This window comes from Sphingomonas glaciei (assembly GCF_023380025.1).
GTDB classification, from domain to species: Bacteria; Pseudomonadota; Alphaproteobacteria; order Sphingomonadales; family Sphingomonadaceae; genus Sphingomicrobium; species Sphingomicrobium glaciei.
Genome location: NZ_CP097253.1, coordinates 1,173,416 through 1,195,362, shown reverse-complemented (window position 1 = coordinate 1,195,362; position 21,947 = coordinate 1,173,416). Strand labels below are relative to the sequence as shown.

Annotated in this window: 25 protein-coding genes and 1 tRNA gene; 10 read left to right on the top strand and 16 right to left on the bottom strand. The window is 67.2% G+C overall.

All coding sequences use genetic code 11. The annotated features are described in order from the left end of the window. Positions 1 to 33 precede the first annotated feature (33 nt). The 7 genes from M1K48_RS05800 to M1K48_RS05770 are packed head-to-tail and all read right to left on the bottom strand — an operon-like array spanning position 34 to position 7,545. Positions 34 to 525, bottom strand: a complete 492-nt coding sequence (locus M1K48_RS05800; RefSeq protein WP_249504895.1) for a DUF3833 family protein — start codon at positions 523 to 525, stop codon at positions 34 to 36. Next, positions 515 to 2,395 carry an acetate--CoA ligase gene (acs, locus tag M1K48_RS05795; protein WP_249504894.1) on the bottom strand — a complete coding sequence of 627 codons (1,881 nt, stop codon included), beginning with the start codon at positions 2,393 to 2,395 and terminating at the stop codon, positions 515 to 517. The genes M1K48_RS05800 and acs overlap by 11 nt, the downstream gene beginning before the upstream one ends. Beyond that, a complete protein-coding gene (locus M1K48_RS05790) occupies positions 2,396 to 3,445 on the bottom strand; it encodes an NAD(P)-dependent alcohol dehydrogenase (protein WP_249504893.1) in 1,050 nt (349 codons plus the stop codon). It lies immediately after the preceding gene. Between the two features lie 2 nt (positions 3,446 to 3,447). Next, entirely contained in the window at positions 3,448 to 4,287 is an 840-nt protein-coding gene (locus M1K48_RS05785) for an HpcH/HpaI aldolase/citrate lyase family protein (protein ID WP_249504892.1), read from the bottom strand. Next, on the bottom strand, positions 4,284 to 4,736 hold the full coding sequence (locus M1K48_RS05780; protein WP_249504891.1) for a MaoC family dehydratase: 453 nt from the start codon (positions 4,734 to 4,736) through the stop codon (positions 4,284 to 4,286). The genes M1K48_RS05785 and M1K48_RS05780 overlap by 4 nt, the downstream gene beginning before the upstream one ends. A gap of 21 nt (positions 4,737 to 4,757) precedes the next feature. Then, positions 4,758 to 7,067: a transketolase gene (locus M1K48_RS05775; RefSeq protein WP_249504890.1), complete on the bottom strand. Its 2,310-nt coding sequence runs from the start codon at positions 7,065 to 7,067 to the stop codon at positions 4,758 to 4,760. Positions 7,068 to 7,086: 19 nt separating this feature from the next. Next, complete coding sequence (locus M1K48_RS05770) at positions 7,087 to 7,545, bottom strand: winged helix-turn-helix transcriptional regulator (protein WP_249504889.1); 459 nt, start codon at positions 7,543 to 7,545, stop codon at positions 7,087 to 7,089. Positions 7,546 to 7,635: 90 nt separating this feature from the next. Here M1K48_RS05770 and M1K48_RS05765 point away from each other — a divergent pair, with 90 nt between their 5' ends. After that, positions 7,636 to 8,199, top strand: coding sequence for an FMN-dependent NADH-azoreductase (locus M1K48_RS05765; RefSeq protein ID WP_249504888.1), 564 nt, complete (start codon positions 7,636 to 7,638; stop codon positions 8,197 to 8,199). A 47-nt stretch (positions 8,200 to 8,246) separates the two neighbouring features. After that, positions 8,247 to 8,492, top strand: a complete 246-nt coding sequence (locus M1K48_RS05760) for a DUF6582 domain-containing protein (protein ID WP_249504887.1) — start codon at positions 8,247 to 8,249, stop codon at positions 8,490 to 8,492. A 21-nt stretch (positions 8,493 to 8,513) separates the two neighbouring features. Here the strand turns inward: M1K48_RS05760 and M1K48_RS05755 are convergent, their stop codons facing one another. The 3 genes from M1K48_RS05755 to M1K48_RS05745 are packed head-to-tail and all read right to left on the bottom strand — an operon-like array spanning position 8,514 to position 12,099. Continuing rightward, a complete protein-coding gene (locus tag M1K48_RS05755) occupies positions 8,514 to 9,797 on the bottom strand; it encodes a dihydrolipoamide acetyltransferase family protein (protein WP_249504886.1) in 1,284 nt (427 codons plus the stop codon). Then, entirely contained in the window at positions 9,797 to 10,810 is a 1,014-nt protein-coding gene (locus tag M1K48_RS05750; protein ID WP_249504885.1) for an alpha-ketoacid dehydrogenase subunit beta, read from the bottom strand. Before M1K48_RS05750 ends, M1K48_RS05755 begins: the two co-directional genes overlap by 1 nt. Next, positions 10,810 to 12,099 carry a thiamine pyrophosphate-dependent enzyme gene (locus tag M1K48_RS05745; protein WP_249504884.1) on the bottom strand — a complete coding sequence of 430 codons (1,290 nt, stop codon included), beginning with the start codon at positions 12,097 to 12,099 and terminating at the stop codon, positions 10,810 to 10,812. Before M1K48_RS05745 ends, M1K48_RS05750 begins: the two co-directional genes overlap by 1 nt. 105 nt (positions 12,100 to 12,204) lie before the next feature. Between M1K48_RS05745 and M1K48_RS05740 the strand changes: the two genes are divergently transcribed. Further along, positions 12,205 to 12,495: a DUF3297 family protein gene (locus tag M1K48_RS05740; protein ID WP_249505196.1), complete on the top strand. Its 291-nt coding sequence runs from the start codon at positions 12,205 to 12,207 to the stop codon at positions 12,493 to 12,495. A 103-nt stretch (positions 12,496 to 12,598) separates the two neighbouring features. Here the strand turns inward: M1K48_RS05740 and M1K48_RS05735 are convergent, their stop codons facing one another. Then, positions 12,599 to 12,850: a hypothetical protein gene (locus tag M1K48_RS05735; protein ID WP_249504883.1), complete on the bottom strand. Its 252-nt coding sequence runs from the start codon at positions 12,848 to 12,850 to the stop codon at positions 12,599 to 12,601. 237 nt (positions 12,851 to 13,087) lie between these two features. On the opposite strand from M1K48_RS05735, the gene M1K48_RS14300 reads away from it, so the two are divergent. The 5 genes from M1K48_RS14300 to M1K48_RS05715 are packed head-to-tail and all read left to right on the top strand — an operon-like array spanning position 13,088 to position 14,286. Next, positions 13,088 to 13,216 carry a hypothetical protein gene (locus M1K48_RS14300; protein ID WP_257794173.1) on the top strand — a complete coding sequence of 43 codons (129 nt, stop codon included), beginning with the start codon at positions 13,088 to 13,090 and terminating at the stop codon, positions 13,214 to 13,216. Next, positions 13,209 to 13,370 (top strand): hypothetical protein, encoded by a 162-nt coding sequence (locus tag M1K48_RS05730; protein WP_249504882.1) that lies wholly within the window; start codon positions 13,209 to 13,211, stop codon positions 13,368 to 13,370. The genes M1K48_RS14300 and M1K48_RS05730 overlap by 8 nt, the downstream gene beginning before the upstream one ends. A 42-nt stretch (positions 13,371 to 13,412) precedes the next feature. Further along, a complete protein-coding gene (locus tag M1K48_RS05725; protein ID WP_249504881.1) occupies positions 13,413 to 13,799 on the top strand; it encodes a PspC domain-containing protein in 387 nt (128 codons plus the stop codon). Then, positions 13,796 to 14,050: a hypothetical protein gene (locus M1K48_RS05720; protein ID WP_319941205.1), complete on the top strand. Its 255-nt coding sequence runs from the start codon at positions 13,796 to 13,798 to the stop codon at positions 14,048 to 14,050. The genes M1K48_RS05725 and M1K48_RS05720 overlap by 4 nt, the downstream gene beginning before the upstream one ends. After that, on the top strand, positions 14,047 to 14,286 hold the full coding sequence (locus M1K48_RS05715; RefSeq protein ID WP_249504880.1) for a hypothetical protein: 240 nt from the start codon (positions 14,047 to 14,049) through the stop codon (positions 14,284 to 14,286). Before M1K48_RS05720 ends, M1K48_RS05715 begins: the two co-directional genes overlap by 4 nt. Before the next feature lie 3 nt (positions 14,287 to 14,289). Here M1K48_RS05715 and M1K48_RS05710 read toward each other — a convergent pair whose 3' ends face one another. Continuing rightward, positions 14,290 to 16,371, bottom strand: coding sequence for a TonB-dependent receptor (locus M1K48_RS05710; RefSeq protein WP_249504879.1), 2,082 nt, complete (start codon positions 16,369 to 16,371; stop codon positions 14,290 to 14,292). 130 nt (positions 16,372 to 16,501) lie between these two features. Between M1K48_RS05710 and M1K48_RS05705 the strand changes: the two genes are divergently transcribed. Both M1K48_RS05705 and M1K48_RS05700 read left to right on the top strand, forming a co-directional pair. After that, a complete protein-coding gene (locus M1K48_RS05705; RefSeq protein WP_249504878.1) occupies positions 16,502 to 17,704 on the top strand; it encodes a threonine synthase in 1,203 nt (400 codons plus the stop codon). Positions 17,705 to 17,943: 239 nt separating this feature from the next. Further along, the gene (locus M1K48_RS05700) at positions 17,944 to 18,255 is read left to right on the top strand and encodes a PspC domain-containing protein (protein ID WP_249504877.1); all 312 of its coding nucleotides are present in this window, start codon (positions 17,944 to 17,946) and stop codon (positions 18,253 to 18,255) included. A 22-nt stretch (positions 18,256 to 18,277) separates the two neighbouring features. Here the strand turns inward: M1K48_RS05700 and M1K48_RS05695 are convergent. The 4 genes from M1K48_RS05695 to M1K48_RS05680 all read right to left on the bottom strand — a co-directional run bounded on the left by M1K48_RS05695 (position 18,278) and on the right by M1K48_RS05680 (position 21,869). After that, a tRNA-Thr gene (locus tag M1K48_RS05695) sits at positions 18,278 to 18,353 on the bottom strand. Between the two features lie 32 nt (positions 18,354 to 18,385). Further along, positions 18,386 to 19,234, bottom strand: a complete 849-nt coding sequence (locus M1K48_RS05690; protein WP_249505194.1) for a hypothetical protein — start codon at positions 19,232 to 19,234, stop codon at positions 18,386 to 18,388. After that, the gene (locus M1K48_RS05685) at positions 19,231 to 20,553 is read right to left on the bottom strand and encodes a mechanosensitive ion channel (protein WP_249504876.1); all 1,323 of its coding nucleotides are present in this window, start codon (positions 20,551 to 20,553) and stop codon (positions 19,231 to 19,233) included. The genes M1K48_RS05690 and M1K48_RS05685 overlap by 4 nt, the downstream gene beginning before the upstream one ends. Then, positions 20,553 to 21,869 (bottom strand): replication-associated recombination protein A, encoded by a 1,317-nt coding sequence (locus M1K48_RS05680; RefSeq protein WP_249504875.1) that lies wholly within the window; start codon positions 21,867 to 21,869, stop codon positions 20,553 to 20,555. Before M1K48_RS05680 ends, M1K48_RS05685 begins: the two co-directional genes overlap by 1 nt. Positions 21,870 to 21,947: the final 78 nt, after the last annotated feature.

Genomic DNA, 21,947 nt, shown 5'->3' with positions numbered 1-21,947 from the left:
TAGCCGAAAAGTGCGGCCAAAGCTAGGCGGGCGCTATTTGCGGATGGTCTCGTTCAGGACGGCGAGGCGGATGCCATATTTGAACGCTTCCAACCGGTTGAGGATGGTTCGGCCATCGGGCTGGAGCGCGAGCTGCTGGCGGATCTTCATCCCGCTCGGGGTGGTGTAACTGACAAAGGCGCGGGGACCCTGCAGGTCCATGGCGACGACGCCCTGCGCGTCGGTAAGGGTTCCGAGATAGCCGCCGCCGGGAAGAGTGCGGAACCGCCACACGCGGGTTCGCTGCGGCTTGCTCCCTTCGGTGATGCGCTGGACAAGGTTCAGCGTATCGCCTCGTCGGATGCCGCGGCTTTCAACCCGGATGGGTACGGTCTTGCCGACAACCGGATCGAGCATTCCCGTGCCGCGACTGTCGCCGGTGAAGAAGGCAACCGGGTCGAGCGGCGCGGAACCGGCCGGGAGTTCGGACTGGGCGCAGCCGGCGAATGCCAGCGCCGGCGCGAGCGCGGCGAGTCTAGCGGTCACGCACAAGCGCATCGACGACGCCTGGGTCGGCCAGGGTGCTGGTGTCACCAAGCTGATCGAGCTGCCCTTCGGCGATCTTGCGTAGGATTCGGCGCATGATCTTGCCGCTGCGAGTCTTGGGCAGGCCGCGAGCGAACTGGATGCGTTCGGGGATGGCCAGCGCGCCGATATGCTTGCGGACTTCGGCGTGTAGTTCGCGAACGATGTGTTCGCCGCCCTCTTCGCCGGCGTTCAATGTAACGAAGGCGTGAATGCCCTGGCCCTTGAGGTCATGGGGCGCGCCGACAACCGCGGCCTCGGCGACGAGGGGGTGGGCGACCAGCGCGCTTTCGACTTCGGCGGTGCCGATGCGGTGGCCGGACACGTTGATCACGTCGTCGACCCGGCCGGTGATCCAGTAATCGCCGTCCTCGTCACGGCGGCAGCCGTCGCCGGTGAAGTAGAGGCCGGGGTAGGTGGCGAAATAGGTATCGATGAATCGCTGCGGATCGCCCCAGACGGTGCGCATCTGGCCGGGCCATGACCCGCGCAAGCAAAGGTTGCCGCTGACGTCGTTGCCGCGGATCTCGCGGCCTTCGGCGTCGACGAGGAGCGGTTCGATCCCGGGGAGGGGCCGGGTGGCGCTGCCGGGCTTCATCGAGGTGGCGCCGGGAAGCGGGGTCATGAGGACGCCGCCGGTCTCGGTCTGCCACCAAGTGTCGACGATTGCACGGCGGCCGTCGCCGACCACGTCATGGTACCAACGCCAGGCCTCGGGATTGATGGGTTCGCCGACGGTGCCGAGCAAGCGCAGGCTGTCGCGCCGGTGCTTGCGGACTGGCTCGTCGCCCTCGCGCATCAGGGCGCGGATGGCGGTGGGGGCGGTGTAGAGGATGGTGACGCCCAAGCGGTCTATGGTTTCCCAAAGCCGGCTCGCATCGGGGTAGGTGGGCACGCCGTCGAACATGACGGTGGGGGTGCCGGTCATCAGTGGCCCGTAGAGCGTATAGCTGTGGCCGGTGATCCAGCCGATGTCGGCAGTGCACCAGTAGAGGTCGCCGGGCCGCGGATCGAATACCCACTCGAAGGTGGTGGCGACCCACACGGCATAGCCGCCGGTGGTGTGAACCACGCCCTTGGGCTTTCCGGTCGATCCAGAGGTGTAGAGGATGAACAGGGGGTCTTCGGCGGCCATCGGCTCGGCCGGGCAGTCGGAGGACAGGCGCTCGCAATGGTCTTCCCAGCGGAGGTCGCGACCTTCGCGCATCGTCACCTCGCCGCCGGTGCGGGTGACGACGATGATTGTGTCGATCGCACCAGACAGGTCACAGGCGGCGTCGACATTGGCCTTCAGGGGAATGCGTTTGCCGCCGCGCACGCCTTCGTCGGCGGTAACGACGACGCGAGCGCCGCAATCGTCGATCCGGCCGGCGAGACTTTCGGGGGAGAAGCCACCGAACACCACCGAATGGACCGCACCGATCCGGGCGCAGGCGAGCATCGCCGCCGCCGCTTCGGGGACCATCGGCATGTAGATCATCACCCGGTCGCCCTTGGCGACGCCGCGCTCCTTCAGGAGGTTGGCGAGGCGGCAGGTGAGATCGTGCAGCTCGGCATAGGTGACCGAGCGGCCGGCGCCCGGTTCGTCCGGTTCGAAAACGAGCGCGGTGTCGTTCGCACGCTCGGGCAGGTGGCGGTCGAGGCAATTGGCCGACAGATTGAGGCTGCCATCCTCATACCAGCGGATGTGGAAGTCGGAGCGATCGAACGACGTGTCCCCCGATCGCTCCGGAACTCGCTCCCAATCGAGCCGCCGCGCTTGCTCCAGCCAGAAGGCGTGGGGATCGGAGGCGTGAGCCTCATGCAGCGCGGCGAGCTCGGTCGGGGTCATTTAGGCGTTCTGCTCCATGTCGATGACGAAGCGGTAGCGGACGTCGTTCTTGAGCAGGCGCTCGTAGGCTTCGTTGACCTGATCGATCTTGATATGCTCGGTCTCGGGATAGATGCCGTGCGTGGCGCAGAATTCGAGCATTTCCTGAGTCTCGGGAATGCCGCCGATCGCCGAGCCGCCGACCGCGCGGTTCCAGAAGATGAGGTTGGCACCGACGAAGCCCGGCATCGGGGTCAGCGCACCGACGATCACCATCCTGCCCGAGCGGCCGAGGAGTTGCAGATAGCCGTCGATCTCATGGCTGACGGGGATGGTGTTGAGGATGAAGTCGAAGCGGGTAGCCGCGGCCTTCATCTGTTCGGGGTCGGTCGAAACAATCACGTCGTGCGCGCCAAGTTCGCGCGCGTCCTTGCCCTTTTCAGGCGTGGTGGTGATCATCGTGACATGGGCGCCCATCGCGGCGGCAAGCTTCACGCCCATGTGGCCCAGACCGCCGAGGCCGACGACGGCGACCTTGGTGTCCTTACCGACATTGTACTGGCGCAGCGGCGAATAAGTGGTGATCCCGGCGCACAGCAAGGGCGCGACGCGCTTGACGTCCATGCCCTCGGGCACCTTGCAGACGAAATGGTCGCGGACCACGACGTGGTCGGAATAGCCGCCCTTGGTGACGGTGCCGTCGTGGTAATCCTTGCTGTTGTAGGTCTGGATCGCGCCCTTGCGGCAGAAGATTTCCCAGCCCTCGAGGCACTGGTCGCATTCCATGCAGCTGTCGACCATGCAGCCGACCGCGACGGTGTCGCCGACCTTGTGCTTGGTGACGTCGGGACCGACCGCGGTGACGGTGCCGACGATTTCGTGGCCGGGGACGACGGGATAGCGGCTTCCGCCCCAGTCGTTGCGGCAGGTGTGAAGGTCGGAATGGCAGATGCCCGAATGGGTGATCTGGATCGCCACGTCATTGGCGCGCAGATCGCGGCGTTCGAATTCCATTGGGCGGAGCGGCTGGTCGGCGGCGTCGGTGCCCCAGCCCTTTGCGGTAGTCGGCATGCTTATTCTCCTGCGCGGGCCAGCGTGCGCTGGGCCTGGATCAGATGGGGTTTGTCGACCATTCGGCCGTCAACGCTCAACACGCCGGCCGAGGGTTCGGCGGCAAAGGCTGCGACGATCGCACGCGCATGGGCGAGTTGGTCGTCCGTTGGGGAAAAGGCCTCGTTGATCGGACGGACCTGCGCCGGGTGGATCGCGAGCTTGCCGGTGAAGCCGTCGCGCGCGGCGTCGAGCGCTTCGTCGATCAGCCCCGGCTCGTCGCGGAAGTCGGCGAACACGCCGTCGACCGGCTGGACGCCCGCCGCGGCGGCGCCGGCGAGGGTGAGCGTGCGGGCCAGCGTGTAGGGGGCGGTGTAGCGACCCTTGCCGTCCCGGTTGGAGGCGGCGCCGAGCGCGGCGGAAAGATCCTCGGCGCCCCAGCTCATCGCGGCGAGGGGGCTATCCTTGACGTCGCGGTAGGTGAGCAGGCCGAACAGCGAGGCGGCGGTTTCGGTGACGATGGCGTGGATCGGGATCGAGCCCGAGCGGTGGGCAAGCTCGGTGATGTCGGCGCCGCTCTCGGCCTTGGGCAGGACCAGGCCGTGAATGTCGGCCTTGCCCAAGAGTTCGAGATCGAGGCGGTGATCCTCGGTGCGCAAGGGGTTGATGCGGACCCACCATTGCGGGCCGCCGGAGCGGGCGGGGAGGTTGCGGAGGAGGTCGCGGGCGAGCGCCTTGTTGGCGGCGGCGACGCTGTCCTCGAGGTCGAAGATCAGGGCGTCGGCTTCGCTTTCGAGGGCTTTGGCGATCTTCTTTTCGCTGTCGGTGGGGACGAATAGCCAGGAGCGGGGCAGGCGGTTCATACGGCGGCTTTCTGGATCAGCGCGGTGCGTTTCATGGTGCAGACGGTTGCCCCATGCTGGTTGATTGCGCGATGTTCCCAGGTGACGAGGCCGGCGGTCGGGCGGGACTTGCTGTCGCGCTTCGAGACGCAGCTGCTTTCGAAGTGCAGCGTGTCGCCGATGAAGACGGGGGAGGGCAGGCGGACCTCGTCGAAGCCGAGGTTGGCGACCAGCACGCCTTCGGTGGTGTCGGCGACCGACGCGCCGACCAGCAGGCTGAAAGTGAAGCAGCTGTTGACGAGGATGCGGCCGAACTCGGTGTCCTTGGCCGCTTCGGCGTCGAGGTGCAGCGGCTGGGGATTGTGGGTCAGCGTCGAGATGAGGAGATTGTCGGTCTCCGTCACCGTGCGGCGGAGGGCGTGCGCGACGGTGTCGCCTTCCTTCCACTCGTCATATGGGCGTCCGGGCATGGGGGACGCTTAGGCTTCGGTTCAGCCGATGAGAAGCCCCACCATCGCTTCGGTGATCGCCTCCCCGTCGAGGCGATATTCGCCGTAGAGGTCGGGGAGATTGCCGGTCTGGCCGAAGCGATCGACGCCGAGCGGAGCGACGCGGTGGCCGAGAACGGCGCCTAGCCAGGACAGAGAGGCGGGCGCGGCATCGCACAGCGTGACGAGGCGGGCTGTGGGCGACAGGCGCGAGAGCAGGGTGGCGACGTGGCTCGGCTGGTTGGTGCTGTTCCAGCGGCCGGCTTCGGCGGCGCTCCACCCGCGGTGGAGGAGGTTGGGGCTGGTGACGCTGAGCAGGCCGAGACCGGGGACGTCGTCCTTGAGCGCATCGAACGCGGCGAGCGCCTCGGGCATGATCGCGCCCATCGCGACGATGGCGGCTTCGGCGCCCGGGCCGGGCTCGCGCAGCCAGTAGCCGCCGGCGAGCGCATCGGCCTGCCAGTCGTCGGAGGTGCGGGATTCCTGCCGCAGGCTGCGAGTCGAAAGGCGGAGGTAGGTCGATTCGCCGGCGGGGTCGTCGATCAGGCGGATCGCCTCGCGCATGAAGAGCGCGAGCTCATCGGCGAAGGCGGGCTCGTAATGGCGCAGGCCGGGCTGGCCGAGCGCGATCAGCGGCGGGTTGATCGACTGGTGCGCGCCGCCTTCGGGCCCGAGGGTCAGGCCCGACGGGGTGGCCACCAGCAGGAAGCGGGCGTCCTGGTAGCAGCCGTAGTTGAGGCTATCGAGGCCGCGCGCGATGAACGGGTCGTAGAGGGTGCCGATCGGCACGAGCCGGTGGCCGAACAGGTCACCCGACAGGCCCGCGGCGGCAAGCATCAGGAACAGGTTGGATTCGGCGATTCCGAGCTCGACATGCTGGCCGGCGTCTTTCGCGGCCCACTTCTGCGCCGAGGGGATCTTGGCTTCGGCAAAGACGTCGCGGATGTCGCGGCGGTGGAACAGCCCGCGGCTGTTCACGAACGCGCCGAGGTTGGTCGAGACGGTGACGTCGGGCGAGGTGGTGAGGATGCGGTCGGCGAGCGGGTCGCCCGACTTGGCGAGGTCGAGGAGGATGCGGCCGAACGCCGCCTGCGTGCTCTGTTCTTCGCCCGAGGGGGTGGGGAGGACGGGGACCGGCCAGCCGGTGAAGTTGCGAGGTTCCTTCGCGCGGCGGACCTTGGTGGCTTCGACCAACGCCTCGACGCCCGAGCGGGCATTGCCGCCGAGACCGGCAAGCGGCTCCCATTCCTCGCCTGCGGCGATGCCGAGCGAGTCGCGGAAGGCGGCGAACTGGGTCGGGTTCATCAGTCCGGCGTGATTGTCCTTGTGGCCGGCGAACGGCAGGCCGAAGCCCTTGATGGTGTAGGCGATGAACAGGGTCGGCTGGTCGTCCTCGTTGCGGCGGAAGGCGTCGACCAGGGTTTCGAGGCAGTGACCGCCAAGGTTGGTCATCAGCCGGCCGAGCGCTTCGTCGTCGAGGCCGGCGACCAGGCTCAGCGTGTCGGCATTGCCCGCTAGGTCGGCCTGGAGGCGAGTGCGCCAGGCCGCACCGCCGCCATAGGTGAGCGCAGCATAATCGACGTTGGGGCAGCGATCGATCCAGATCTGCAGCGCTTCACCGCCGGGACGCTCGAACAGGTCGCGCTGGAGGCGGCCGTATTTCAGCGTCTCGACCCGCCAGCCGCAGGTCGCGAAGATGTCGTCGAAGCGCTCGAACATGCGGTCGGCGCTGGTCGCGTCGAGGCTCTGGCGGTTGTAGTCGACGATCCACCACAGGTTGCGGACGTCATGCTTGTGGCCCTCGATCAGGGCTTCGTAGATGTTGCCTTCGTCGAGTTCGGCATCGCCCATCAGCGCGACGAAGCGGCCACGCTGGTCGTCGGGAAGCGCGCCGCGAGCGGAGAGCCAGTCCTGGACCAGGCTGGCGAACAGGGTGATGGCGACCCCAAGTCCGACCGAGCCGGTGGAGAAGTCAACCGGGATGCGGTCCTTCGTGCGGCTGGGATAGCTTTGCGCACCGCCGAAGCCGCGGAAGTTCTCCAGCGTGGCGCGATCCTGCGACCCAAGCAGGTAGTGTATGGCGTGGAGCACCGGGCCGGCGTGGGGCTTCACCGCCACCCGGTCGTTGGGCCCCAGCGCATCGAAATAGAGCGCAGCCATGATCGCCGTCATCGACGCGCTGGACGCCTGGTGACCGCCGACCTTCAGCCCATCCGCGCTGTTGCGGACGTGGTTGGCATGGTGAATGATGTTGGCGGCAAAATAGCGCAGGCGTTCTTCGAGAATGCCGAGGGCGGCGAGATCGGTAGGCATGCGCCGGCGGTTAGCGGCCTCAGGCCGTCATGGCGAGGTCGTTCGAAACGGCGACCCTCGCCGGTTCCTCGGGCGCATTCGCCGCGTCGAACCGCTCCTGCGCGGCGCGGATGCAGGCGATGTGCGCAAAGGCCCAGCGGCCGAGCGCCTCGACCGGCTCGATCAGGCTGACGCCGAGCTCGGTCAGGGCATAGGTGACACGCGGGGGCACGGTCGGTTCGACCGAACGGCTGACGAGGCCATCGCGCTCGAGCCCGCGCAAGGTCAGCGTCAGCATCCGCTGGCTGATCCCGTCGATCTCCCGCTTCAGTTCGTTGAAGCGATGCGCGCGGCGGGCGAGGATCATGACGATCAGCACCGACCATTTGTCGCCGATGCGATTGAGCACCGGCGTGACGTTGCGGCAGCCGGCCGCCTTGAGGCCCGAGGCCCCCTCGAGAGTCTGGCCGGAAGCGTCTGCGAAATCAGTATCATGCATGTGACCTGATACCCTTCATGTGCCGTCTTTTTTTATCCGAACGGCTGGTTACCTATGGTGTCCAGGTAATCATTTGTGACTGGAGATACAATGTCAGGGTCCACCATCCTTCGCGTCGACAGCTCGATCACCGGCGAGCATAGCGTTAGTCGGCAGATCACGAGCCGTATCGTCGAACAGCAGCTCGCCACCAGGCCGGACGCGCGCGTCATCGACCGCGATCTCGTCGCCGATCCGATCGCGCATCTCACTCTCGACCAGTTCGCCGATGCGAGCGTGCTTGACGAGTTCCTCGCCGCCGACACGGTGGTCGTCGGTGCGCCGATGTATAATTTCACGCTGCCGAGCCAGCTCAAGGCGTGGATCGACCGGCTGGCGGTGAACGGCCGCACCTTCCGCTACACGGCCGAGGGCAAGCCCGAGGGGCTGGCTGGGCCGAAGCGGGTGATCATCGCCCTATCGCGCGGCGGCTATTACGGCACCGAGCAGGGCAATGCCGACTTCGAGCATCTCGAAAGCTATCTGAAGGCATTCTTCGGCTTCATCGGGATCGTCCCCGAGTTCGTCCGCGCCGACGGGATCAACCTCGGGCCGGAAGTGAAGGCCAAGTCGGTAGAACAGGCGCTGCGCGACGTCGATCTGCTGGCGGCGTAGTACGGCACAGGTCCTTCGCCGGGGCGTTTTCCCGGCGAAGGAGACCCATGATGGCCAAGCTCGACCAAAAAGATCGCGACGACCTGTCCGCCCGCCAGTTCGCCTTCCAGGAGCAGCGCAAGGAGCCGATCGAGGACGCAAAGCACGTCCGCAACGCGATCGCGCGCTTCAATCAGGTCAAGGGCGTCAGCGACAAGGAGCGCGACGAAGCGTGGAAGCGCATCCTCGCCGCGGCCAAGAAGTTCGACGTCGAGGTCACGGAGAAGAGCTGGCGCGAGATCGGCCGCGATTGAGGCCGCCGCGCCAGCCTCTGCTCAGGCAAGCAGGCGCAGCGGGTTCTCGATCAGCGGCTTGAGGCTCGCGAGGAAGCTTGCCGCGTCCCAGCCATCGACCACACGGTGATCGCAGGACAGCGACAGGTTCATCCGCTTGCGGATCTCCAGCTCGCCGTTCACCGGCACCACCTTCTCCTCGACCTTGTTGACCGCGATCGTGGCGACCTGCGGGGGCGAGATGACGGGGGTGGAGACGACCCCGCCCATCGGCCCGAGCGAGCTGATGGTGAAGGTGGGGTTGCTGAGCTCCTCGCGCGTGGCCTTGCCGGTCTTTGCGGCATCCGACAGGCGGGCGACCTCGGTGGCGAGCTGCCACACCGACAGCCGCTCGGCATTGCGGATCACCGGGACCATCAGCCCGTTCGGGGTCTGCGCCGCCATGCCCATGTGGACGCTGCCGTGGCGGGTGATGACGTTGGCCTCATCATCGTAGGTGGCGTTGATCATCGGGAAGTCGGCTAGTGCCTTGTTCAGCGCAGTGATCAGGAACGGCAGCAGAGTGAGCTTGGGGTTGGAGCCGCGATCACGGTTCATCATCGCGCGGGTTTCCTCCAGCGCGGTGACGTCATATTCCTCGACCAGGGCGAAGTGCGGGATGCGGCGCTTGGCAGCCTGCATATTCTCCGCGATCTTGCGGCGGAGGCCGACGACCTTGATCTGCTCGTCGGCGCGCAGCGCGCCGGTGGCGCGTCCAGAGACCTGCCCGCCGTTGTAGAGGAGATAGGCGTCGAGATCGGCGTGGCGGATGTGCTCGCCCTGGTGCTTCACCTGGGCAAGGTCGATGCCGAGGTCGCGCGCGCGGGCACGGACAGCGGGGGTGGTAAGGACCTGGGTCTTGTGTTCCGCCGCAGGCGCGGCGGGAGTGGCAGGCTCGGGCAGCGGCGCTGGCGCTGCGACCGGAGCGGGCTCGTCGGCAACTTCCAGCGTCGGGTTGGCTTCTTCCTGCGCTTCGGTCGGCACGGCGGCACCATCGGCCAGCGGCACTTCCTCAGTCGCAGCCGGGGCTGCAGTGGCAGCCGCGCCGTCGGTCTCGATCTCGACCAGCACCGAACCGATCGCGATCTGGTCCCCGACTTCGCCTGCCAGCTTGCGGACGATTCCGGCGACGGGCGATTCCATCTCCACCGTCGCCTTGTCGGTCATCATGTCGGCCAACTGCTGGTCTTCCTCGACCCGGTCGCCGACCTTGATGTGCCAGGCGACGATCTCGGCCTCGGCAATGCCTTCGCCGATGTCGGGGAGCTTGAAGAGGTAGGTCGCCATTACTCGGCCATCACTTTCTCGAGAGCCTGGCGCATCCGGATCGGGCCAGGGAAGTAGATCCATTCGTAGGCGTGGGGGTAGGGCGTGTCCCAGCCGGTCACGCGCGCGACCGGCGCTTCGAGGTGGTAGAAGCAGCGCTCCTGGATAAGGGTGGCGAGTTCGGACCCGAAGCCGCTGGTCTTGGTCGCTTCCTGCACCACCAGCGCGCGGCCGGTCTTCTTCACGCTTTCCTCGATCGTCGCGATGTCGAGCGGAACGAGGGTGCGCAGGTCGATCACCTCGGCGTCGATGCCATTCTCCTCGACCGCAGCAAGCGCGACGTGGACCATCGTGCCATAGGCGATGACGGTGAGGTCGTTGCCGGGTCGCACGATCCGCGCCTTGCCCAGCGGCACGGTATAGTGCCCGTCGGGCACTTCGCTGTCGGGGTGCCTGGCCCAGGGGGTCACCGGGCGGTCGTGGTGGCCGTCGAACGGACCGTTGTAGATGCGCTTGGGCTCGAAGAAGAGGACCGGGTCCGGATCCTCGATGGCGGCGATCAGCAGGCCCTTGGCGTCAAGGGGGGTCGAGGGGATGACGACTTTGAGGCCAGCGACGTGGGTGAACAGCGCCTCGGGGCTTTGGCTATGGGTCTGGCCGCCGAAGATGCCGCCGCCATAGGGGGAGCGAATGACCATCGGCATGGTCCACTCGCCGGCGGTGCGATAACGCATCCGGGCGACCTCGGAGACGATCTGGTCGTAGCCGGGATAGATGTAATCGGCGAATTGGATCTCGACCACCGGCTTCAGGCCATAAGCGGCCATGCCAACCGCGGCACCGATGATCCCGCCTTCGCTGATAGGCGCGTCGAAGCAGCGGGTCTTGCCGAACTCCTGCTGGAGGCCGGCAGTGGCGCGGAACACGCCGCCGAAGTAGCCGACGTCCTCACCGAACACGACGATGTCGGGATCGGCGGCCATGGTCACGCGGTGGGCGTCGTTGATCGCCTCGATCATGTTCTTGGTCGGCATCAGGCGACGTCCCGTCCGAGGAAGATGCGGGCTTCGCCGAGCGCGGCGTCGCGTTGTTCGGCGAGGTGCCAGGGGGTGTCGGAATAGACGTCCTCGAACATCGAGCCGATGCGGTCGAAGCCCTGCTGCGGCAGGATGCCCTGCGCTTCGGCCTGCTTCTGCGCGGCGCGGACGGCCTTGTCGGCGTCGGCGACCAGCGCGGCGTGGCGCTCGTCGTCCCATTCGCCAAGCCCGACGAGATGCGCTTTCAGGCGCTCGACCGGATCGCCGAGCGGCCATTGCTGCGCTTCGCCGGCCGGGCGGTAGCCGGTGGGATCGTCCGAAGTGCTGTGCCCCTCGGCGCGGTAGGTGAAGAACTCGATCAAGCTTGGCCCGGCGTTGGCGCGGGCGCGCTCGGACGCCCATTGCACCGCGGCATAGACGGCGAGCGCGTCATTGCCGTCGACGCGCAGGCCAGCGATGCCATAGCCGACCGCGCGGGCGGCGAAGGTCGACTGTTCGGCCCCGGCGATGCCGGAGAAGCTGGAAATCGCCCACTGGTTGTTGACCACCGCCAGGATCACCGGCGCTTGATAGACCGCGGCAAAGGTCAGGGCGGAGTGGAAATCGCCCTCGGCCGTGGCGCCCTCGCCGATCCAGCCCATCGCGATCCGGCTGTCGCCCTTGATCGCGGATGCCATCGCCCAGCCCACCGCCTGCGGATACTGCGTGCCGAGGTTGCCCGAGATCGAGAAGAAACCGTGCGGCTTGTCCGAATACATGATCGGCAGCTGGCGGCCGTGGAGCTTGTCGCCGGCGTTGCTATAAATCTGGCACATCATGTCGACCAGCGGATAGCCGCGCGCCACCAGCAGGCCCTGCTGGCGGTAGGTCGGAAAGCACATGTCGTCGCGGTCGAGCGCGGTGGCGGCGGCGACCGCGATCGCCTCCTCGCCGGTGCACTTCATGTAGAAGCTGGTCTTGCCCTGGCGCTGGGCGCGGTACATCCGGTCGTCGAACACCCGCACGGTGACCATGTCGGCCAGCATCTTGCGCAGGATGTCGGGCGACAGGCGCGGGTCCCACGGGCCGACCGCGCGACCGTCCTCGTCGAGGACCCGGACCAGGTGATTGACCAGCGGATGGCTGTCGGCCGAGGGGGCGCTGCTGTCGGGACGCGGCGCGGAGCCGGCGGCGGGGACCACGACCTTGGAAAAGTCGGGCGTGTCGCCGGGCCGGTAGGTCGGCTCTGGCACGTGCAGCGCAAGGCGCGGGGCGTTGCGGAGCGTCGGGGAAGCGGGCTCACTCATCGGCGCAGCGCTTAGGCCGGAGGGTGGCTGCGTGGCAATCCTGCACTGCGGCATGGCGGTTGACTTGAGGGCCGCGGCGAGGGCAGGGCGAGCCCCATGTCCGAGATCACCGATACCCCGCCCGACCGCCTCAGCCTCGATCCGCGCAGCCCGTTCTTCAAGGAAGAGCTTCTGCGCCGCGGAGTCGGGATTCGCTTCAACGGCGTCGAGAAGACCAACGTCGAGGAATATTCGGTGTCCGAAGGCTGGATCAAGGTCGCCGCCGGAAAGAGCCGCGACCGGTTCGGTCAGCCGATGACGATCAAATTGAAGGGAACCGTCGAGCCCTATTACGAGCGTGCCGCCGAGGGTGACGCTGCGGCGAGCGACGACAGCGAGGCTGCCGACGACAAGTGAGCCGCGGTGCCGTTGCGGCATCTCGCTCCTCTTCCTTGAAGCACAAGAAAAAGGCGCCGCGCCGGATACCCCGGAGCGACGCCTTCTTTCTTTTTCCTAAGGTTCAGACGCCGTGGGTGCGGACCGAGCGCTGCGCGGGCGTCGCGTCCGACGGATAGCGCGGGTTGGCCTTGCGCGCGCGGTTCCACTCATAGAGCTTCTTGGCGCCGTAGCCGACCGCCAGCGCGGTGCCGAGCGGCCCCAGCCCGCGCGAGGCGAGGCGAGCGCCCGCAGCGCCGAGCAGCGCGCCCTTCACCCCGTCGTTGCGGCCAGCGATACGATTTCCGATGATTGCGCCTGCGATCTTGCCCAGCATGGTCCACCCTTTGTGTGATTGTGACTGTTGTTGCGGGAATGACGCGCGACCGCCGCGCGGGTTCCGACGACCAACTTGGGACGGGACACCATGCCACGTGGGAAATCCCACCAACCCAGCTCACAATCAGTGGCGTACCGCTAAAAGAATGAAGGAAAACCGGGATTGGCACGCTTGCTGCATCATGAACGGCATGACCGGTCGAACGGCCGGCAACCAGATCCAAGGAGCCAGATCATGAACATCAAGACCACTCTCTTCTCCGCCGTCGCCGCCCTGCTGGTCAGTGGCCTCGCCGTCGGATCCGCCATCGCCCCGGCGAGCGTCGCCGTCGCCGCCCCGGTGAAGATCGCCTTCTATGCTTGAGCCGGTCGTCACCAAGGCCGGTGCCCGGTTCGAATATCTCGGACCGATCTCCGCCGCCCCGGCCGAACTCGGACCGGTCGGCCAGGTGCTCGACACCGTCGACATCTGGCTCGCCGGAACCCTGCAAAGCCTGTTCAACCTGATCAAGCGCTAGAGCCTGATCGCCTCCCACCCCCTCCTTTCGAGGACCACGACCATGAAACGCCCCGCCTTCAGCCTCGACCGCCGCGACCGCAAGCTCATCGGTGTTTGTGCCGGCATCGGCCGCTCGCTGAATGTCGATCCCACCTTTGTCCGGATCGCCTTTGTCGCGGTTCCGCTGCTGACCTTCGTCACGGTGTGGCAGGCGCTGCTGGCCTATTTCATCTGCGGGCTGGTCGGAGCGGCCGCCATGAGCAAGCTCAAGGGACGGCGGAGCGACTATGAGCGGATGGGTGAGGCGCCGCGCGCCAGCGTCAAGGACCTGCGCGAAAAGCTCGACACCACCGACCGCCGGATGATGGCCATCGACCACCACATCAACAACAGCGAAAGCGACGCGCTTGCCCGTGAGATCGAGGCGCTTCGCACGGAGAAGGCATGATGACCAACTTGTCCCTCATCGCACTGACCGGAACCCTGGTCCTGACCGGGCTGCTGGTCGCCGGGATGTTCGCCTCCCGCGCCTGGTTCGGCTGGCTCGAGGTGCGCAAGCTGGAACTGGCGAGCGGCCGGCCCCAGGCCGACGAACCGGTCGCCGCTGCGGGAGCCAGCGGCACTGACCGGATCGAACTGGCCGACCTCAAGGCCCGGATCCGCAAACTGGAGGCGATCGCCAGCGGGATCGACCTTTGAGTGGTCCTGCTCCCGACTTCCCTGATGAGGCCATCAGGATCGAGCTTAAGCGGATGGTCGACCAGCAACACACCATGACGCTGGAAAGGCTCGAGGAAGTCGCGTCGGAAATCCTCAACTCTGACGAGGGCACGCAGGAGAAAAGGGAGCAGGTTGCCGAGAAGGTGAAGCGAGCCGAGGAGCTCGCTTCACTTCGTTTTAGTCAGATCATCGCCTTCATCGATCGCAACGCCTGAGCGTCAGAACGCGAGACGCGCGGTTGCGCGGAAGTCGCGGCCGGCGATCGGGGCATAGTCCTTGAGCAGGCTGGTGTGGCGGCGGGCCTCGACGTCGAACAGGTTGTTGGCCTGAAGCGCGAGGGTAAGCTGCGGACGCTCCTGCAGTGGGCGCCAGTTCACCGACGCGTTGAGCAGGGTGAAGCCCGCGGTGTCGGTCTCGACCGGGGCGTTGCGGTTCTGGGCGAAGCTGTGCTCCACCTCGATCCGGCCGTCGAGCGCACCGGCCCTTGCATCGAGCCCACCGAGCAGGCGCAGCGGCGGGATCTGTGGGGCGGGACCGAAGCCCTTCACGGTCGCCCGGACATAATCCGCCTGCGCATCGGCGGCGAGTTCGACCCCGCCGAAGGTCCCCAGCCGTGCCCGGCCTTCGAGCTCGAACCCGGTGAAGCGGGCATCGCTCTGGCGATAGAAATAGACCGGCAGATCGTCTTCGACCTGGTCGGTCGGCTGGAGGTAGATGAAGTCGGTGAAGCGGGTGTGATAGAGGTTCACCCCGAAGGTCAGCGGCCCCGACGAGCGGCGCAGGCTGGCTTCGACCGACAGGCTGCGTTCCTTGCCGAAGCCGGGATTGCCGATCTCGAACGCCTGGGTGCCGGCATGCGGGCCGTTGGCGAACAGCTCGTCGGTCGAGGGCGCGCGCTGCGAATAGGAAAGGTTGAGCCCGGCGCGGGTGGCGGGGGCGACCGCGACGCTGCCGCCGATCGATCCGGCCAAGCTGGTGAAATTGCGCTTCAGCGCCGGATTGCCGAGGTCGGCGTCGGCCTCGGCCGTGAGGCGGCTGCGCTCGACCCGGGCGCCGACTTCGACCCGGTAGGGGCCCGTCTCGTAATTCTGCAGGGTGAACAGGCCCAGCTGGCGCTGCCGGTTGGCGGGGAGATACTTTTCCTCGCCGACGACGCTGACCCGGCGATCGAGAAGCTGGACGCCGAAACCGCCGCCCCAGCCGCCGACCGTCCGCTGCACCGCCTCGATCCGGCCTTCCTCGCCGCGGCTGCGGAAAGTGGTGCCGATCTCGCCGCTTTCCTCCAGCTCGTCATGGCGATAGCGGACGGCGCCGCCGCGCAGCTTCACCTGGTCAAGGAACCCGCCGACCGGAATTTCGGCGCGGATGTCGAAGCGGGTCTGTTTCTGGTCGAGGCGAACCTCCTCCGCCTCGGCTTCGGGATCGAGCGAGTAACGGACCGGGGCGCCATAGAGATTGTCGAAGCGAGCGATCGAGGCGCCGATGTTGAAGCCGCCATCGATATAGGCGACGCCGCCAGCGATTTCGGAGGACTTGGCCGCCGAATTGGGGAGGTCGCCGCGCAGGGTGGCGAGTTCGCGGATCTCGGAATCGGCACTGGCCGCCGCTTCGGCGCGCAGGGCGGGCGACAGGATGTAGCCGCCGGTGCGCACGTCGTTGCTCTTGAACAGGCTGCCATCGGCGTGAAGCACGATGTTCTGGCCGACCGGCACGTCGATACGGGCATTGGCCGAGCGCTCGTCGGCGGCACTGCCGAGCGTTCCGAGGACGTCGATGTGAAGCGGGCTTTCCGGCATGCTGCGCGGAATGCGGCTGTCGATGACATTGACGACGCCGCCGATCGCCGAGCTTCCGAACAGCAGCGCCGCGGGGCCGCGAAGGACCTCGATCCGGTCGGCGGTCAGCGGATTGATCGCGACGGCGTGGTCGACGCTGGAGGTCGATACGTCGAGACTGCCGATGCCGTCGGTGAGCACGCGGACGCGCTCACCGCCGAGACCGCGCAGGATCGGACGCGAAGCGTTGGGGCCGAAGCTGGTCGCCGACACGCCCGGCTGGCGAATCAGGGTCTCGCCGATGGTCGAGCGGAGGTCGCGCTGAAGCTCCTCGCCCGACACCACGCTGATCCCGCCGAGCACGTCCTCGCGATTGCGGCGGATGCCGGTGACCACGATGTCCTGGTTCTGCGTGGCGTCATGGTCGCTGTTGCGAGCGGCCGGCTGGGCCGCCGTTTGCGCAGAGGCGAGAACGGTGGGCGAGGCGGTGGCGGCAAGCAGCACGGCCAGGGGCAATTCGAACATGAAGAAGGTCGATCCGGTTGGGAAAAGCTGTCGGGCACGTAGGCCGGATGATACAACATCGCAAGGTCGCGCCGGCCATTGGTCGCCGGGCGGGGTCGTCTTGTCGAGTGGCTTGCGCTAGTCGGCCGGCATGTTCGTCACCCATCTCGAATGCTCGCTGACCGGGGAGCCCTATGCCGCCGGCGAAATCCACAATCTCAGCCGCGCGGGGCGGCCCTTGCTGGTGCGCTACGACCTCGACCGGGTCGGCAAGGCATTGAGCCGGGAAATTCTTGCCGGGCGTGCGCCGGGGATGTGGAAATGGCGCGAACTGCTCCCGCTGCCCGAGGGCGCCGAGCCGGTCAGCCTGGGCGAGATCGAGACGCCGATCCTTCCGCTCACCCGCCTGTCGCATCGGGCCGGGGTGCGCCCGCTGATGGTCAAGGACGAAGGGCGGCTGCCGACCGGATCGTTCAAGGCGCGCGGGCTCGCGATGGCGGTCAGCATGGCCAGGCACTTCGGAACGACGGCGATGGCGCTTCCGACCAATGGCAATGCCGGGGCGGCGCTGGCGGCCTACGCCGCGGCGGCCGGGATCGAAGCGACGGTGATCTGCCCTGAGGAAACCCCGCCGATCAACATCGCCGAGGCCGAGGCCTATGGCGCCCGGGTGCTGGTCGCCGACGGGCAGATCGACGAATGCGGCCGGCTGGTCGGCGAGGGCGCCGCGGCGGGCCGCTGGTTCGACGTCTCGACCCTCAAGGAGCCGTATCGCGCCGAGGGCAAGAAGGTAATGGGGCTGGAGCTGGCCGAGCAATATGGCTGGGAACTGCCGGACGTCATCTTCTATCCGACCGGCGGCGGGACCGGCCTGATCGGGATGTGGAAGGCGTTCGCCGAGATGGAAGCGGCAGGGCTGATCGGCCCAGAGCGGCCGCGGATGGTGGCGGTCCAGGCGACCGGCTGCGCGCCGATGGTCCGGGCCTGGGAAGCTGGCGACGAATTCGCCGAGCGGTGGGACAATCCGGCGACGATCGCGACCGGGATTCGCGTGCCCAAGGCTGTGGGCGACTTCCTGATCCTGCGCGCGGTGCGGGAAAGCGGCGGCTTTGCGATCGCGGTCGGGGAGGAGCAGATCGCGACCGAGCTGGCGGCGGCGGCGCGCGACGATGGGCTGCTGCTGTGTCCGGAAGGTGCCGCGGTGCTGGCCGGCTGGCGCGCCGCGCTGGAGCGGGGGCTGGTCGGGCGCGACGAGCGGGTGCTGCTGTTCAACTGCGCGGCGGGCAACAAATATCCGCTGGTCCCGACCGCGCCGCACATCGGGCTGGCCGACAGCCATGGGGCGAGCGTCTAGCCGCCGGTCGCTGCGTAACGACGGTTGGCAGAAACGGTACGCCGCCGGTCCGATTTCCAGACGCTTTGGCCGATCGCACCTTCACAAAGTGGTGCATTGTCCCAACATAGGCCCGGAACGAATGAACGGCGAGGCTGCCCAACGCAGCCAACCATCGGAAAAGCAAGCGAAAGCCTCAGGTGGCACGGTGTGTGCATCCCTGTCGAGCGTCGCTTGGCCGACCGCCCTGGAGAGACAAGATGAGCCTGATTCCGAGCCGCGACTATTTCCGCAACAACGTCGCCTTCCGCAACGACACCATCCTTGGCGTGTGCGAAGCGCTTGGTCACGACCTCGGCTTCAACCCCAATTTCCTGCGCGTGCCGCTGGGCGCCGGGATCATCTTCGCGCCGGTGGCGATGCTTGGCATCTACGTGGCGCTGGGCGTCATCGTCTTCGTCAGCCGCACCTTCTTCCCGGACAAGATCGAGCAGGTCGCCGAGCCGGCGGTCCAGGTCGAGGAATTGCCGACCGCGTTGAACGAGCAGGTCGAACTAGCCCACGCCGCCTGACCCGGTTGGGGCAGCGGTCTGATGGTGCCGGTTGCAGGAGTCGAACCCGCGACCTTCGGTTTACAAAACCGCTGCTCTACCAACTGAGCTAAACCGGCCCACGATCATGTCGTGCGGAGCGCCTCTTGGCTTAGACGATGCCGAAGGTCCAGCCCTCGGTTCGGGCGAGCTCGGGTGTCAGGCCTTGCGGGGCGAAGGCTTCGGGGTGCGCAAGGTGAGCCCGCATGCCGGCAGCGGTGACCAGTGCGTCGGTCTGATGGTCGTCAGGCTCAAAGCGGAGTCGGGCCGGCGGGCTGCCGAGAGCCTTCAACGCGAGGTTGAGATCGGTGCGGGTGCGCAGCTTGGTGCCCGATAGCCCGGCGTTGCGAAGATAGATGCGGGTGTAGATTTCGGCGACGGCGCTCTGCCCCGGCTGAATCGGATCCATCGGCCAGATCGCGACCTTTCCCGAGATATGGTGCAACAGGCGCATGCCCGCGAAGCTCGCCTTGGCGACCTGCGCCGCGCCGATCGCATCGTAAGCGCTGGCGGTCTTGCGGCCGCCGGATGCGTTCAGGCGATGATCGCACTGGCGGAAGCGGACGAAGTCGGCTTTCACTCCGTCGGCGATCCCGAAATAGAAATGCGGGCGATGGACCTGCTCGAGGAAACTGGCGGCGCCGAGATCCTCGTCGGGAGCCCGGGCCTCGACATAGGCCCAGAAGTCGCGCGCGTTTTCCGGCACGCCCGTCTCGCCCGGCAAATAGGCGCCACGTTCGGCGAACGGCGGGGCGAAGGAGAAATCGAAGCCGAACAAAGTCGGCTCGCGCGCGGCTTCGGCGACCAGCCAGTCGGCGACCGCGGTCCGGCTCCAGACGTGGCCCGGGCGGACCAACCGCGGCGGGCCATCGCGGCCGCAGGCGGCGACCGCGATGCCCTTGTGGCGTCGTCCCTTGGCGCCCGACCAGTCGATCGCGACGGTACGGGTGAAGGCCGTCAGATCAGCGATCCCCCGTCGCCGGTCGGGGTTTCCTTGGTCCCTTCGAGCCGGGCCGGGCGCCGCGGGGGTGCTGCCGGCGGGCGCGGACCGGTGATGCGGTCGGCATAATGGTTGAGGACCCGGCCTGCCGCCTCGCGCCCGCCGAGCCCGAAGGCCAGCGCGGTGGCGATCGCGCCGGCGCCCAGGATCAGCCCGAATGCCATGTAGACGATCACGTCGGCCAGCCCCATGAAGGTGAGGCCAATGGCGGTGAACAGGGCGATGATGGCGTAGCGGACGATGGTCTGCGCAAAGCCGCCTTCGCCGGTCGAGGAACCGACCAGATTGGCGAGCAGCCGGGCGAGGAAGATGCCGGCGACGATGATCAAGGTGCCGAAGATCACCTTTGAGCCGAGGCTGGTGACCTGGACCAGGAAGATCGCGACGGTGTCGCCGCCGAGCTGGTGCGCGGCCTCGATCGCGGCGGCCAGCATGATCGCGATAAAGGCGATGTTGGCGACGATTCGACTGGGCGTGGTGGTGACCGGAAGCACGCCGGTCGAGCGCAGCGCGTCATCGAACCCGGTCGGGGGCAGGATCGCCTCGAGGATCGACTTCAGGAACTTCGCGGCGATGAAGGCGATCCCGAGCCACAGCGCAGCGGTGAGGATGCGCGGGATCGCGGCGAGGATCTCGTTGAGCATGGCGACCGCGGGCCCGCTGATCGCGTCGATGCCGAGTACCTGCAGCGCGGCGATGGCGGACGGGATGATGATCACCGCGAAGGCTAGGATCCCGCCGGCGCGGGCGACCGTGGCACGGGTCGCGGGCGGGGTGGTACCGGCCGGGACCGCCTCGGGGCTGGTGCGGACGGTGGGCGGATGATCGCCCAGCCCGATCCGGGCAAGCCAGCCATCGACGTTGAGGGCGGTAAGCAGGGTCTCGATCAGGCGCCGCACGATGCGGGCGACGATCAGCATCACGAAGAACAGCAGCCCGGCGCCGAGCAGCCGCGGCAGGAAGGCGAAAATCTCGGCGGTGAGGGTGTTCACCGGGGCGAGGATCTGGCCGATCTGCAGGAAATTGAGTGCGGCCATGATCCCGACCAGCCAGACCAGCAGCTTGGCGACGGTGCCGATCTGCTGGCCAACGGTTTCATGGTCGTTGCCTGGGGTATGGCGCTGCAGCGCGGGCGTGCGGCTGATGGCCTTGGCGAGCGCCCATTTGACCGCGCGGGCGATCGCCCAGGTGGCGAGGATGATGACCAGCGCGATGGCGATGCGCGGCGCCCATTCGATGATGTCGGCCCGCCATTCGTCGGTCGTGGACGGTGGATACATCAGCACTGCTCCCCTTGCTGCAATTGGCGTTTCTCGTTCCACCACGCGAGCCGCTCGGCAAGCCGTTTTTCAAAGCCGCGGTCGGTGGGACGGTAATAGGTCTGCGGCGCCATTTCCTCGGGCCAGTAGGACTGGCCGGAAAAGGCGTCGGGCGCATCGTGATCATATTCGTAGCCCTTGCCGTAACCCTGCTCGCGCATGAGCTTGGTCGGGGCGCCGAGGATATGCTTGGGCGGGGACAGCGAGCCATGTTCCTTGGCGCTCTTCCAGGCGTCCTTCTGGGCCATGTAGAGCGCGTTCGATTTGGGCGCGGTGGCGAGGTAAAGGCAGGCCTGGACGATCGCCAGTTCGCCCTCCGGAGAACCAAGGAAGTCGTAGGTGTCCTTGGCCGCCATGCACTGCACCAGCGCCTGCGGGTCGGCGAGGCCGATGTCCTCGACCGCGGCGCGGGTCAGTCGGCGGAGGAGGTAGAGCGGCTCCTCGCCGGCGGTCAGCATTCGCCCGAGATAATAGAGGGCGGCGTCGGGATCGGAGCCGCGGATCGACTTGTGGAGCGCGGAGATCAGGCCGTAATGGCCTTCACGGTCCTTGTCGTAGACCGGCAGTCGGCGCTGGATGAGGTCGCGCAGGGCGGCGGTATCGAGCGGTTCCTCGATCCCGGCGGCGAACAGCATTTCGGCCTGGTTGAGGAGGAAGCGGCCGTCGCCATCGGCACTGGTGACCAGCGCGGCGCGGGCGTCGTCGGTGAGTGGGAGGGAAGCGCCTTCGACTTCTTCGGCGCGCTCGAGGAGGGTTGTCAGCGCGGCTTCGTCGAGGCGGTGGAGGACCAGCACCTGCGCCCGCGACAGCAGGGCGGCGTTGAGTTCGAAGCTGGGGTTCTCGGTGGTCGCACCGACGAGCGTCACCGCGCCCGCCTCGACATAGGGCAGGAAGCCGTCCTGCTGGCTGCGATTGAAGCGGTGGATCTCGTCCACGAACAGCAAGGTGCGTTTGCCCGACCGCGACTGCATCTCGGCCTCGGCGAACACCTTCTTGAGGTCGGCGACGCCGCTGAACACCGCCGAGATGGCGACGTAGCGGTAGCCCACCGCTCCAGCGAGCAGGCGGGCGATCGTCGTCTTGCCGGTGCCGGGCGGTCCCCACAGGATCAGGCTGGACAGACGGCCGGCCGCGACCATCCGGCCGATCGGGCCGTCGGGGCCGGTAAGATGCTCTTGGCCAATGACCTCGTCGAGGCTGGCCGGGCGGAGTCGCTCGGCGAGCGGGGTTTCTGCGGGGACCGCGGCATCGGGCTCGGCTGCAAACAGATCGGCCATTCGTCGGCTCGTAGAAAGAAGCGAACCCAAGCGCCATGCCTGTCTTGACGAAGTTCTTTCAAGATATATCTTGAGCGC